Origin of the sequence: Lysobacter sp. M15 (assembly GCF_022662515.1) — a bacterium.
Taxonomy (GTDB): domain Bacteria; phylum Pseudomonadota; class Gammaproteobacteria; order Xanthomonadales; family Xanthomonadaceae; genus JAKPBU01.
In genome coordinates, this window is sequence record NZ_JAKPBV010000002.1 from 65,205 (window position 1) to 78,827 (window position 13,623).

Annotated in this window: 13 protein-coding genes; all 13 read left to right on the forward strand. The window is 69.3% G+C overall.

Going from position 1 to position 13,623, the window contains the following annotated elements:
• Window positions 1–15 precede the first annotated feature (15 nt).
• Complete coding sequence (locus MC380_RS01080; RefSeq protein WP_242104508.1) at window positions 16–1,056, forward strand: acyltransferase family protein; 1,041 nt, start codon at window positions 16–18, stop codon at window positions 1,054–1,056.
• Entirely contained in the window at window positions 1,053–2,207 is a 1,155-nt protein-coding gene (locus MC380_RS01085) for a glycosyltransferase family 4 protein (RefSeq protein WP_242162548.1), read from the forward strand. The genes MC380_RS01080 and MC380_RS01085 overlap by 4 nt, the downstream gene beginning before the upstream one ends.
• Before the next feature lie 14 nt (window positions 2,208–2,221).
• A complete protein-coding gene (locus MC380_RS01090; RefSeq protein ID WP_242162550.1) occupies window positions 2,222–3,259 on the forward strand; it encodes a glycosyltransferase in 1,038 nt (345 codons plus the stop codon).
• 50 nt (window positions 3,260–3,309) lie between these two features.
• Entirely contained in the window at window positions 3,310–4,749 is a 1,440-nt protein-coding gene (locus MC380_RS01095; RefSeq protein ID WP_242162809.1) for a lipopolysaccharide biosynthesis protein, read from the forward strand.
• A 26-nt stretch (window positions 4,750–4,775) separates the two neighbouring features.
• On the forward strand, window positions 4,776–5,975 hold the full coding sequence (locus MC380_RS01100) for a glycosyltransferase family 1 protein (protein ID WP_242104505.1): 1,200 nt from the start codon (window positions 4,776–4,778) through the stop codon (window positions 5,973–5,975).
• Window positions 5,965–6,774, forward strand: a complete 810-nt coding sequence (locus MC380_RS01105) for a polysaccharide pyruvyl transferase family protein (protein ID WP_242104504.1) — start codon at window positions 5,965–5,967, stop codon at window positions 6,772–6,774. Before MC380_RS01100 ends, MC380_RS01105 begins: the two co-directional genes overlap by 11 nt.
• A 5-nt stretch (window positions 6,775–6,779) precedes the next feature.
• Window positions 6,780–7,574, forward strand: coding sequence for a WecB/TagA/CpsF family glycosyltransferase (locus tag MC380_RS01110; RefSeq protein ID WP_242162811.1), 795 nt, complete (start codon window positions 6,780–6,782; stop codon window positions 7,572–7,574).
• 78 nt (window positions 7,575–7,652) lie between these two features.
• On the forward strand, window positions 7,653–8,321 hold the full coding sequence (locus MC380_RS01115; protein ID WP_242104503.1) for a TetR/AcrR family transcriptional regulator: 669 nt from the start codon (window positions 7,653–7,655) through the stop codon (window positions 8,319–8,321).
• A gap of 25 nt (window positions 8,322–8,346) precedes the next feature.
• Window positions 8,347–9,321 carry an HlyD family efflux transporter periplasmic adaptor subunit gene (locus MC380_RS01120; RefSeq protein WP_242104502.1) on the forward strand — a complete coding sequence of 325 codons (975 nt, stop codon included), beginning with the start codon at window positions 8,347–8,349 and terminating at the stop codon, window positions 9,319–9,321.
• A gap of 72 nt (window positions 9,322–9,393) precedes the next feature.
• Window positions 9,394–10,320, forward strand: a complete 927-nt coding sequence (locus MC380_RS01125; protein ID WP_242104647.1) for an ABC transporter ATP-binding protein — start codon at window positions 9,394–9,396, stop codon at window positions 10,318–10,320.
• Between the two features lie 133 nt (window positions 10,321–10,453).
• Complete coding sequence (locus tag MC380_RS01130; RefSeq protein WP_242162552.1) at window positions 10,454–11,563, forward strand: ABC transporter permease; 1,110 nt, start codon at window positions 10,454–10,456, stop codon at window positions 11,561–11,563.
• Between the two features lie 102 nt (window positions 11,564–11,665).
• Complete coding sequence (locus MC380_RS01135) at window positions 11,666–12,682, forward strand: M15 family metallopeptidase (protein ID WP_242162554.1); 1,017 nt, start codon at window positions 11,666–11,668, stop codon at window positions 12,680–12,682.
• A gap of 47 nt (window positions 12,683–12,729) precedes the next feature.
• Window positions 12,730–13,524 (forward strand): hypothetical protein, encoded by a 795-nt coding sequence (locus MC380_RS01140; RefSeq protein ID WP_242162556.1) that lies wholly within the window; start codon window positions 12,730–12,732, stop codon window positions 13,522–13,524.
• Window positions 13,525–13,623 lie beyond the last annotated feature (99 nt).

Below are 13,623 nucleotides of genomic sequence, written 5' to 3' on the forward strand. Positions count from 1 at the left end.
GCGATGCCCCGCGCCGTGAGCCCGTCACGCCCGCCCGCAGTGCGCGATGCACGTATCGATGCTGCGCGGGCCGTAGCAATCGTGCTGGTGGTACTCGGGCACGCCAAGGGTATTCCAGCCTGGTTCGCGACCGCGGTCTACAGCTTCCATGTACCCGCGTTCTTCGTCCTGTCGGGCTGGTTCGCCGCGCGCCGTGCCGGAGATGAACCGCGTGCGCTCACCATGCGGCTGGCGCGCTCGCTGCTGCTGCCGTATGCGGCGTTCTTTTTCGCCGCATATGCCTATTGGCTGTTGACCCGCGACATCGGAGAGAAGGCGCAGCGCTGGGGCGACGTGCCGTGGTGGGATCCGTTGTCCGGATTCGTCAGCGGCATCGGCCCGCACCTTTATGTGAATCCGGCGCTCTGGTTCCTGCCGGCATTGTTCGTGACCGTGCTGGCGTATGCACTGCTGCGGCGCGTGTTGCCGCCACGGGCGTTGGCGCTGCTGTCGCTGGCGTCCGGACTGGCATGGATCGCATGGTTCCCGCAGGTCGGTATCCGCCTGCCGTTCGCGCTCGACGTGCTGCCGGTGGCGCTGGCGTTCTACGCGGTCGGTGCGGCGGGTGCCGGGGTCCAGGTGCCACGGTGGACGCCGCTGGCCGCGGCCAGCGCGACTGCGCTGCTGCTGTCATGGGCGGCGTTGGCCTGGTTCAACGGCCGCGTCGACATTGTGCAGTTGCGCTTCGGCGCATCGGGCTGGATGTTCTTTGGCGCTGCGCTGCTCGGCACCGCGCTGCTGCTGTCCGCGTCGGCGGCGCTGGTGCGGGTGAGGGCGCTGCAGTGGATCGGCCGCAACACCCTGCTGATCCTGTGCACGCACATGCCGGTGTTCTTCGTGCTCTCGGGGGTGGCGTCGCTGACCGGGTTGTTCGACGGCGGCAAGCCCGGGCCGGCCTGGGCGGTGCTGGTATCGCTGCTGGCGCTGGCCTTGTGCGTGCCGATGCGGGCGCTGCTGGTCGGCTGGGCGCCGTGGGCACTGGGCCTGCGCGCCGGCTTCCGCGAGGCGCGAGCATGAAGGTCGTGCACGTGGTCCGCCAGTTCCACCCTTCCGTGGGCGGAATCGAGGAGGTCGTGGCGAACATCGCCCGTCGCCACCTGGCCGAAGGTCGCGACGAGGTCGAAGTGATCACCCTCGACCGCCTGTTCCGCGGCGATGGCGACCGTCTGCCGGGCAGCGATCTGTACGATGGCGTGCCGGTGCGGCGCCTGTCGTACATCGGTTCGTCCCGCTACCCGTTGTGCCCGCACGCACTGGCTGCAGTGCGTCACGCCGATCTGATCCACGTGCACGGCATCGACTTCTTCTACGACTACCTGGCCGCGACCGCCGTCGTGCACGGCAAGCCGATGATCGTCTCCACCCATGGCGGGTTTTTCCACACCAATTACGCGTCGGCACTGAAGCGGTTCTGGTTCGGCACGGTGACTCGCGCGTCGGCGCGTGCCTACCGGCGCATCATTGCCACCAGTCAGAACGACGGCGACCTGTTCGCGCGCGTGGTCCCGGCCCAGCGGTTGCGGGTGATCGAGAACGGCGTGGACGTGGACAAGTTCGCGGGCCTCGGCAGTGCGGCGCCGGGGCGGACCCTGCTCAGTTTCGGTCGCTGGTCGGTCAACAAGGGCCTGATCGAAACCCTCGACCTGCTGGAGACCTTGCGCGGCGACGGTACCGACTGGCGGCTGCTGCTGGCAGGACGCGAATTCGACCTGAGTGGCGCCGATCTGGAGCGGGGGGTCGCGGCACGCGGACTGCAGCCGGCGGTCGAGATCGTGCATGCACCGTCGCAGTCGCGACTGGCGGAGTTGTTTGCACGCGCGCAGTACTTCGTCTCGCTGTCGCGCCATGAGGGCTTCGGCATTGCAGCGATAGAGGCGATGAGCGGCGGACTGGTGCCGATCCTGAGCGCGATCCCGCCTTACGCAAAGCTGCATGCCGAGTCCGGACTCGGCGCGCTGGTGGACGTGGGCGATCTGCCCGCCGCCGCGGACGCGGTACGCGGGCTTGTGGACATTTCAGAGCAAGGCCATGCGGCTCGACGCGAGCGCGCGATGCGGCACGCCGCCCGCTACCAGTGGCGGCACGCGGTTGCCGCCTATCTGGCGGAGTATCGGGCGGCGTTGGCGCGGCCTGACCCGAATGCGCAGCCGGACGGGGCGTCGCCATGATGCCGGCGCACGCGATGACCGACGTGCGGGCGGCCATGCCGCGCATTGTCGTGCTGCAGTCGATCCCGCCCCCGGACGAAACGACCAATCCCTACCTCCGCCAGTTGGTTGCAGCCCTGCCGCGGGAGGTGGAAACCAGGTACTACTCGCTGCGCAGCGCGCTGTTCGCGCACTACGACCTGTTCCATGTGCACTGGCCGGAGTATCTGCTGCGCCATCCCAACCGGCTGCGCGCGCTGCTGAAGCGGCTAGGCGTGGGCGCGCTGCTGCTGCGGCTGTGGGCGACGGGCACGCCCGTGGTACGCACCCTGCACAACCTGCAGCCGCATGAGGGCGGTGGATGGACGGAGCGCTTGCTGCTGCGTGGGCTCGACCGCCTGACCAGACGCCGGATCTGCATCAACGCCGCCGGCGACGACGGCAGCGAGGCGACCGACACGATCCTGCACGGGCACTATCGCGACTGGTTTGCGGCGCGGCCGATTCCGCCCACGGTGCCGGGTCGGCTGCTGTATTTCGGCCTGATCCGTCCGTACAAGGGCGTGGAGGCGCTGCTGGAGGCATTCGGCGCATTGCATGATTCCGCATTGCCCGGCAGATCGCCGACGCTGCGCGTCGTTGGCAATCCGGCTTCGGACCGGATGCGCGCGAAGGTGCAGGCGGCCTGCGATGCCGATCCGCGGGTCAGCGCGCTGTTGCGCTACGTCGACGATGGCGTGCTGGCGCGCGAGATCGGCGAGGCGCAGCTGGTTGTATTGCCGTACCGGCAGATGCACAACTCCGGCGCCCTGCTGCTCGCGCTTTCGCTGACGCGACCGGTGCTGGTGCCATGGAGCGAGGCCAATGCGCGCCTCGCCAAGGAAGTCGGGCCCGGCTGGGTGCGGCTCTATCAGGATGTGCTCGATGCAGAAGCACTGGCAGAAGCGCTGCGGATCCCCACGCCACCAGGGCTTCCGGACCTTTCGCGGCGCGACTGGCCCGAGCTCGGCCGTCAGCATCACGCCACCTACGCCAGCGCGTTGCGTGCGGCAAAGCGGTGGAAGGAGCGCTGACGGTGGCTGCGCGCGGATCCGAGCTCAAGACACCACCGTCGCTGGGACGCATGGCGGCCGGCGGCGCGCTGGTCACCATGGGCGGACAGCTGGCGAAGATTGCGGTGCAGTTTGGCGGCGTCATCCTGCTGGCGCGTCTGCTCACGCCGCGCGACTACGGCCTGGTGACGATGGTGCTGGCGATCGTCGGAGTCGGCGAGGTACTGCGCGACTTCGGCCTGTCCTCGGCGGCGATCCAGGCGCGGCACCTGAGCCGCGGGCAGCGCGACAACCTGTTCTGGATCAACACCGCGATCGGGCTGGTGCTGGCCCTGGTCGTGTTCCTGATGGCCGGCCGGATCGCGGCGTTCTATGGCGAGCCCTTGCTGCGCGGCCTGGCGCAGGCGATCGCGCTGACCTTTCTGCTCAACGGTCTGACCACGCAGTACCGCGCCCACTTGACCCGTGAGCTGCGCTTCAAGCGGCTGACCGCGGCCGAAGTCGGTGGGCAGCTGGCGGGGCTGGCGGTGGCGGTCGTGCTGGCGCTGGCCGGTTACGGCTACTGGGCGCTGGTCGTGCAGCAGATCGTGCAGGCGGCGATGATCCTCGCGGTGATGGTCGCCGCAGCGCGCTGGTTGCCCGGCCTGCCGAAGCGCGATGCCGAGGTGCGCAGCTTCCTGCGCTTCGGCGGCAACGTCATGGCCTCGCAGCTGTTGGCCTGGTTCAGCAACAACGTCGGCCAGATCCTGATCGGCAATCGTCTGGGCGCGGCGCCACTGGGTCTGTACAACCGCGCGTTCGCGCTGGTGGCGATGCCGCTGACCCAGCTCAACGCGCCGGCGACCTCGGTGGCGCTGCCGGTGCTGTCGCGGCTGCAGGGCGATCCCGCCCGATACGCAGCGTTTCTGCTGCGCGGGCAGGCGGCGCTGATGCATTTCCTGATCGCGGTGTTCGCATTCGCCTGCGCGCAGGCCGAGCCGCTGATCGTGCTGACGCTCGGCGCGCGCTGGGCGGAGGCGGTGCCGATGTTCCAGGCGCTCGCGGTGGGCGCCGTGTTCCAGTCGGCCGGCTATGCCGCGTACTGGGTGTTCATGTCGAAGGGCCTGACCGCTTCGCAGCTGCGTTACGCCGTGATCAGCCGCACGCTGGTGATCGCCTGCATCGCGTCCGGTGCGCAGTGGGGCGCGCTTGGCGTCGCGATGGGTTACGCCGTCGGCAGCGCCCTGTCTTGGCCGCTCGCGTTGTGGTGGCTGGGAAGGATTTCGGATGCGCCGGTGCGCGGCATGGCTGGGAACGGCATGCGCGCGATCGCCGGCTATGCGCTGTGCGGCGTTGTGTCTTATGGGACCGCTGCGCACTGGGCCACAGCGCTGCCGATGAAACTGGCGCTCGGCGCCGCCGCCGGTGCGGCGACGTTCGCGGCGGTGTGTGCGCTGTGGCCGGGGTTCCGGCGCGACGTCGCCGGCATCCTGCAGACCCACACCCTGCTGCGCACGGCGCGCAGCGGATGACGATCGCATCGACGAGGAGCCGGACCATGGGCGCAGGCACCGCCACCGCTACTGCCGTAATCCCGCAACCGGCCGCGTACGTCGTACCTCGCAGCGGCGGATTTCTGGTGCTCTCGGCGCACGACTACCGCACGCCGCGGCGCGCGAGCATCCATGCCATTGCCGCCGAGCTCGCCCGTCGCGGTCCGACCCGTTTCTTTTCGCTACGCTACAGCCGGTTGTCGAAGTGGAAACGCGACATCCGCCTGCCCCTGGACGCCAGCGCCAACACCGTGGTCCGCCATCGCGGCGTCGACTGTTTCCTGTGGAAGACCACGCTGCACCCATTCAACACCCGCCGCCGCTGGCTGCGTCCATTCGAGGACGGGCTGTTCCGGCATTACGCCGCCAGGCCGCCCGCGATCCTGCGCCAGTGGATGCGCGAGGCCGACACGATCGTGTTCGAGAGCGGTACGGCGGCGGTGTTCATCGAGCTGGCGCGGCGCACCAATCCGCAGGCCAGGCTGATCTACCGCGCCTCCGACAGCCTGTCGGCCATCGACAGCGCCGACTACGTCGCGCGCGCCCTGGCCCGGATCGCGCCTGCAATGGATGCGATCGCGCTGGTCTCGCCGACGATGGCGGCCGAGATCGCCAGCCGCGACAACGTCTACCACATCGGTCACGGGATCGATCCGGCACTGGCGGAGCAGGGCGATCCATCGCCATATGCCGATGGCGTGCACGCGGTGTCGGTGGGTTCGATGCTGTTCGATCCCGGAGCGATCGCGGCCGCCAGCCGTGCATTCCCCCAGATCGCCTTCCATGTCATCGGGTCGGGGTACGGCCGCCAGCCTGGCTATGGCGACAACGTGAGCGTCTATGGCGAGATGCCGCATACCGAAACCCTGCGTTACATCAAGCACGCGCGCTTCGGCATCGCGCCGTATGCCTCGGCCCGGCTCCCGGCATACCTCGCCGACAGTTCGCTGAAGCTGCTGCAGTACGACTTCTTCGGGGTGCCGGCGATCTGTCCGGAGGCGATCGTCGGCGGCTACGCCTCGCGTTTCGGCTATGCGCCGGGCGACGCCGAATCGATCGCCTCCGCGGTGCGCCGCGCGCTCGCCGCTCCGCGCGTGCGCTCGCGTCGGCCGCTGGACTGGGCGCAGACCGTCGACCGGTTGCTCGACCCCGCGGCGTTTCCCGACACGCGCATCGCAGCTGCGCGCATGCGGCATGCGGGCTGAGGGGGCGCCGGTGTCGATACTCAAGGCCTGGATCGAACGCGAGCAACAGCGCGCCATGTACTGGTGGCGGCCGAAGAACGGCGCGATCAATGTCGGCGACTACCTTGCCAAAGTGATCGTGGAAGCGATGCTTGGCCTGCGCGATCTTGACCTGATCGACAAGCGCGACCGGCGCCACCGGCTGTTCTCGATCGGCTCGGTGCTGCACAACGCCCGTGATGGCGAGGCGGTATGGGGCAGCGGCATCAACGGCAAGATCGACGACGATCGCCACCAGTTCCGCAGGCTCGACGTACGCGCAGTGCGGGGCCCGCTGACGCGCAGTTACCTGCAGGCGCGCGGTATCGCCGTGCCCGAGATCTACGGCGACCCGGCGCTGCTGATGCCGCGGTTCTTCCCGGGAGAGTTGGTTGGCACCGGCTCGCGCAAGGCGTTCGCGGTGGTGCCGCATTTCAACGAATCGCCGGACAAGTACGCGGCCTATCGCGATCACCTGGTGCTTCCGACGTGCAAGCCGCTGGCCTTCGTGCGCGCGCTACTGGGCGCCGACCTGGTGGTGTCGAGCTCGCTGCACGGGGTGATCCTGGCCGAGGCCTACGGCATCCCCGCGGTGTACCTGGACAGCGGCAATGGCGAGCACCGCTTCAAGTATGACGACTATTACCGCGGCACCGGCCGCAGCGAATGGCATGCCGGCGAGTCCGTCGAAGCCTGCCGATCACTCGGCGGCAACGCTGCTTTCGATCTGGCCGGGCTGCAGGACGCGCTGATGGCCGCGTTCCCTTACGACCTGTGGTGACGCCGGTGCGGGACGGCGCGACCGTGGCGGGACCTGCGCCTGCCGAAGTTGAGGCGCCGCTGACGCTCGGCGGGTATCGGGTGCATTCGCTGGCACGCGAGGTGCTTGCGCGCGACGTGCTCGCAGCCTGCGAAGGCGGCGCCAGGCGTCAGGTGTTCTTCGCCAATACCAACTTCGTGGTGCAGTGCCGTGCGCTGCGGCCGCGGTTGCTGGCGCCGTCCGTGCGCGTGGTCAACGATGGCATCGGCATGGATCTGGCCGCCCTGCTGGTGCACCGCCGTCGCTTTGCGGAAAACCTCAACGGCACCGACTTCGTTCCCTACCTGTGCGCGTGCAGCCCGCGGCCGCTGCGCTTCTTCCTGCTCGGCAGCGCGCCGGGCGTGGCCAAGCGGGCAGGGCGGCACCTGGCCGAATCACTGGGGCAGCAGGTCGTCGGCAGTTGCGACGGGTATGACGAATTCACCGCGGCCGGCGACGGGCTGGTGGCGCGGATCAACGCGGTGCGACCGGATGTCGTGCTGGTGGCGCTCGGCAATCCGCGCCAGGAGGCGTGGATCCTCGACCATCGCGAGGCGCTGACGGCACCGGTGCTGTTCGGGGTCGGTGCGCTGCTGGATTTTCTCTCCGGCAACGTGGAGCGGGCGCCGGGGTGGATACGGCGCTGGCGGATGGAGTGGCTGTACCGTCTGGCGCGCGAACCGCGGCGGCTGCTCAGGCGTTACACCCTGGATCTGTTCGTGTTCTTCGCTGTGTGCCTGCGTGAGGGGCGACGGCTGCCCGGCTTGTCCGGGGCCTCGTAGGACCGACCCAGCCGCCGCTTGCGGCCGAATGCAGGTGAACGGCTTGAAATTTAATTAAACATATAATTAAATACGGTCATGGCCACAGCCAAGACCCCGGCAAGACAACGCACCCGCGGCCGCCCCTCCGGGCGCGGCCCCGGCACCGCAGGCCCCGACCTGCGCGAGCGGCTGCTCGATGCGGCGGTCGCCCGCTTCGCTGTGCGCGGCATCGCCGCCACCTCGCTGCGCGACATCGCCACCGAAGCCGAGGTGACCCCGGCCCTGCTGCATTACTACTTCGGCGACAAGGCGCAGCTGCAGGATGCGGTGATCGAGGAGCGGCTGATGCCGCTGTTTGCCGGCCTGCGCGAGACGCTGCTGGCGGCCGGCGACGATGTCGACGAGCTGGTCGCGCGCTTCGTGATCGGCATCGGCCGGCTGGTGGTGCAGCATCCGTGGCTGCCGTCGCTGTGGGTGCGCGAGGTCCTGAGTGAGGGCGGCGCGCTGCGCGATCTTCTCGTCGGCCGGATGGCGCCGCAGGTGCCGCTGCTGCTGGCGCAGCGCTTCGCTGCCGCGCAGGCGCAGGGCAAGCTGAATCCGGATCTCGACCCGCGCCTGCTGGTGGTGTCCTTGGTCGGGCTGACCCTGTTCCCCGCCGCCGGCGCGCCGATCTGGCGCCGCATCTTCGATGCCGACGACCTCGATGCCGACGCCCTGCGCCTGCATACGCTGGCGCTGCTCGATCGCGGCATCGGCGCCGGCTGACCCATATGCACACCGGAGCATCTGCATGAAATTCCTGCGCACTGCGGTCGTCGTCGTGGTGGTCATGGCCGGATGTGCGGAGGACCCGCCGCAGGCGCTCGGCACCCTGGAATACGATCGCGTTGCCCTGCCGGCGCCCGCTGCCGAGCGCATCGTCGCGATCGACGTGCGCGAAGGCCAGCAGGTGGCGGCCGGCGCCAAGTTGCTCACCCTGGAACGCACCCGCACCCAGGCGCAGACCCGCGCGGCGGAAGCCGAGGCGCAGCGGCAGCGCGATGCCCTGGCCGAACTGGAAGCCGGTACCCGCAGCGAGGAGATCGCCCAGGCACGCGCCAACCTCGCCGCAGTGCAGGCGCAGGCACGCGATGCCGCTGCCTATTACGCGCGGCTGCAGCCGCTCGGAAGCCGGCAGCTGGTCGCCGCGTCCGATGTCGACCGCGCGCGGGCCGCCACCGGCAATGCGGCAGCGCAGGTCCGCGCCGCGCAGGCCGTGCTCGAACAGCTGGAGCGAGGTGCGCGCGTCGAGCAGATCGCGCAGGCGCGCGCTGCGGCCGAGGGTGCGCAAGCGCAGGTGGTCGCGCAGCAGGCGACGCTGGACAAACTCGACGTGGTCGCGCCGCGCGCCGGTCGCATCGATAGCCTGCCTTATCGATTGGGCGATCAGGCCCCGGTCGGCGCACCGCTGGCGATCCTGCTCGTGGGCGACGCACCGTACGCGCGCATCTATGTGCCCGAGCCCCTGCGCGCCAGCGTCAAGGTGGGCGACCGCGTGCAGGTCCACGTGGACGGTCGCGATGCCGTGCTGTCGGGCCGGGTGCGCATGATCCGCAGCGAGCCCAGCTTCACGCCGTACTACGCACTGATCGGAGAGGACGCCGCGCGCCTGAGCTATCTCGCTGAAATATCCCTGGGTAAGGACGCCGCGCAGTTGCCGGCGGGCTTGCCGGTGCGCGTCGAGTTCGCGTCCGGACCCACTTCCGCCAAGCCGGGAAAGGATTGAGGGCGCCCGATGACGCGTCCGGAGCCCGCGATCGCGCACGAATCCTCCGATGGAGCGGGAGAATCCATTGCAATCCGCGCGCGCGGCCTGACCAAGCGCTTCGCCGACCTGGTCGCGGTGGACCACGTCGACCTGACCGTGCCCACGGCCCATGTCTACGGCTTTCTTGGCCCCAATGGATCGGGCAAGTCCACCACCATCCGCATGCTCTGCGGATTGTTGACACCGAGCGAAGGCGAGATCGAGGTGCTCGGCCTGCGCATTCCCGAGCAGGCCGACGCGCTGCGCCTGCGCATCGGTTACATGACCCAGAAGTTCTCGCTGTTCGAGGACCTGACCGTGCGCGAGAACCTGGACTTCCTCGCCGCGGTGCAGGGGCTCGACAAGCCGCAGGCCCGGCGGCGGATCGACGAGCTGATCGAGCAATACCATTTCGCCGACCGGCAGAAACAGCTCGCAGGCACCCTGAGCGGCGGCCAGAAGCAGCGGCTCGCCTTGGCCGGTGCGGTGATCCATGAGCCCGAATTGCTGTTCCTGGACGAGCCGACCAGCGCGGTGGATCCAGAATCGCGGCGCGACTTCTGGGAAAAACTCTTCGACCTGGCCGATGCCGGCACCACCCTGCTGGTGTCCACCCACTACATGGACGAGGCCGAACGCTGTCACCGCATCGCCATTCTCGATCGCGGCGCGCTGGTGGCCGACGGCACGCCGGACGAACTGACGTCCGCGCTGGCCGGTCGCACGGTTTCGGTGCTCGCGCAGCAGCCCCGCCGCGCGCAGCAGACGCTGGTCGGTCTGCCGGGGGTGCTCAGCGTCGCCCAGATCGGCAACAGCCTGCGCGTCCTGACCACGGCCGACGGCGATGCAGGCGCGCGCATCCACGCCGCCCTGCGGCAGGCGGGGCTGCAGGCGGAAGTCGCAGCGTCGCAGCCCAATCTCGAAGACGTCTTCGTCTCGGCCACGCGTGGGCGCGAGCCGGACAGGGAGGCGGCATGAGCATGCACATCGGCATTGCGGGCGTGCGGTCTCCGTGGGAGCGGCCTTGGCCGCGAGTCTCTTCTACGCGAACGGGTGCGCAGCCCGGACCGATCACGGCCAAGGCAGCTCCCACGCCCAGCGGAGTGTCGCCATGAACTTCCGCCGCCTGTTCGCCGTCATGCTCAAGGAAATGCGGCAGATGCGCCGCGACCGCATCACCCTGGCGATGATCGTCGGCATCCCGGTCATGCAGCTGGTGCTGTTCGGCTATGCGATCAACCTCAACCTGCGCGGGCTGTCCGCCGGTATAGCCGATCAGGCAGGAACGGCCGGCGCGCGCGCGCTGGTGATGGACATGGTGGCCACCGGCGTGATCGCGCCGACGCAAACGGTCAACACGCCGCAGGAACTGATGGCCAGCCTGCGCCGTGGCGAGATCAGCGTGGGGGTGGTGATCCCACCCGACTTCGAGCGCCGCCGCATCGACGGCCGCGAAGCGGTGCAGGTGCTGGTCGACGGCAGCGACACGGTGGTCCAGAGCGCCGCCATCCAGCTCGCGCAGATGCCGCTGGACAACAGCGTTGCGCTTGCCAACGCCACGGGCGCGCGCGAAGTCACGGCCCGGCAGATCGCCGTGGTCAGCTTCTACAACCCGGAGCGCCGTTCTGCCGTCAACATCGTGCCCGGGTTGATCGGCGTGATCCTGACCATGACGATGGTCCTGTTCACCGGCGTGTCGATCGTGCGCGAGCGCGAGCGCGGCAACATGGAGCTGCTGATCGCCACGCCGGTCAGCCGCAGCGAGCTGATGATCGGCAAGGTGCTGCCCTACGTCGGCATCGGCCTGGTCCAGACCACCCTGGTGCTGCTGCTCGGCCTGTGGCTGTTCAAGGTGCCTGTGCGCGGAAGCGTGCTGGATGTCTACGTCGCCGCGCTGCTGCTGATCGTCGCCAACCTCACCCTCGGCCTGATGATCTCGACCAAGGCGCAGTCGCAGTTCCAGGCCATGCAGATGAGCTTCTTCGTGTTCCTGCCCTCGATCCTGCTGTCGGGCTTCATGTTCCCGTTCGCCGGCATGCCGCGGGTCATCCAGTGGCTCGCGGAAGTCCTGCCGCTGACCCATTTCCTGCGCCTGATCCGCGGCGTGATGCTGCGCGGTGCGGGGCTGCCCGAACTGTGGCCCGACGTGGCGGCGCTGATCGCGTTCACTGCGGTGATGATGACCCTGGCGATCAGCCGGTTCCGCAAACGGCTCGACTGATGACGAACCTAGGGTGCGCCCCAGGTGGGCGGCGTGCTCGCCGTTGGCTATAAGACAGGCTTGCGCCGAGCGCATCTGGAAAGGCTTCCGGAGGATATCGCCATGGTCGACAGCGTCGGTGGAACCGATCGCAGCAACGAGACATCTTCGCTCAGCGAATCGCTCGCGCGCGAGCAGACCAGCGCGGCCAGCGTCCGCGAACAGGAACTGCGCGCAGAGCTCGCAGCGAATCCGCAGGCTGTCGCAGCCCTAGACCAGCTCAGCGCCAATCTGAACTGCTACAACCTCAGCGACCAACAGCGGGTCGAGGCGCTGGACGCGTTTGCCGCCGCGCCCAACGCCGCGACCGCGGCCTACGTGGAAGGCACCGTGGCGCAGACGCTGGGGGTCAACCCGGCGGCCACGCAGTCGCTGCTTTCGCCCGATGCGGGCACGCTCACCATCGCCGGGCAGACCTACACGATCGATCACGGCACCCTCATCGGGGCCGACGGGCGCCCGGCGGGCACCATCAACAACAACGGCGAAGTCCAGCTCAGCACCGAACAGCAGCCGCGCAACGTCTACAGCGACCTCAGCGCCCGCGTGCGCATGCAGGAACAGGTGAACAGCGAGCTGCAAACGATGCTGGACCTGCATCCGGCCGATCGCCGCGGCCGGCTCGACGATGCCAACGTCAACCAGGATTTCGCCGATCGCGTCAGGCAGACGCTCGAGCGCGCGCGCCGGGAAGGCATGGACATGCAGACCGACCTGGCCTACCGCACCTTCGCCCAGCAGGACGCGCTGTACGCGCAGGGACGCACGGCGCCCGGCAACCGCGTGACCAATGCGCGCGGCGGACAGTCCTGGCACAACTACGGCCTGGCCGTGGACCTGGTGTTCAGCACTCCCACCGGACAGCCGTCCTGGCCCGAGAACGGCAACTGGACGCGCTATGGCCAGATCGCCGACGGCTACGGACTGACCTGGGGCGGCAACTGGCGCAATCCCGACCGTCCGCACGTGGAGTACCACCCCGGCTTCGGCGCGGGCGACGCGGGTCAGTTCGCCGGCAACATGCGCCAGGGCGGACTGGAAGCAGTGTGGGACCGCATGGGCATCGGCCAGCAGCCCTGAAGGCCTCGGGCCGACGCGCGGCCGATCCTCTGGCAGAATCCGGGCTCGTGACTGCACACCGCATGCATTCGATCCGCGGACCCGCCCGCCTGTGGCGCACAGGAGTGGTCGCGCTGGCTGTGCTCATGTTCCTGGCGGCCTGCGCCGGCGCGGACGGAAGCGCCTCGCCGAGCGCCCAGGAGGCAGCTGCATCCGCTGGTGTGGATGCAGCGCGCCCGGATGCATCGAATGCGCCATCCATCGCCGCTCCCTTGCGGATGCTGCCGGGTGCGGGTGCGGTGGCGTTCGATCCTTCGCAACCGCGCGTGGCCTGGGCTGCCGGCGAGGAAATCCGCATGCTCGATCTGGCACAGGATGCGGAGTCCAGGCACCCGGTGGGTGCCTGGGTGACCGACGTGGGTTTCGCGCCGGACGGCGCGCTCTGGGTCATCGCGGGCGACGCGCAGCTCTGGCGCGACGGGGCCGTGGCCTGCCGCGCCGATGTCGAACTGGATCGCCTGCTCGGCATCGACGCGCAGGGAGCGGTTGCCGCCGGATACACGCACGCCGATGGCACTGGCATGCTGCGTCGTCAGATCTGGCTGGATGCCAGCTGCAACGTAAGCAGCGAACAGACCGACCCGGTGCCGGCCGGCGTGTCCGATGCCGAAGCCGACCCCGGCGCGCCGCTGCGGCGGCCATCGCTGCGGGCGCCGCGAATGTCCGTACCCGCCGATGGGGCGGCGGCGCCCACGGACTGGCCCAAGGGCGCACGGCCGATTGCGGTGTCGGCCGACGGTCGCTGGTGGGTGATCGAGGATGCCGCCGGTCGCGCACTCTGGACCCGGCAGTCGCGTCCCTGAACCGACCGCGGTTCGCTTCGGCCGGGCTGCCGGAGTTGGAACGCTCAGCCACCCTCCGCGCATTGCCGTGGCTTCGGCCGAAGCCGGGCGGCCGTCTTT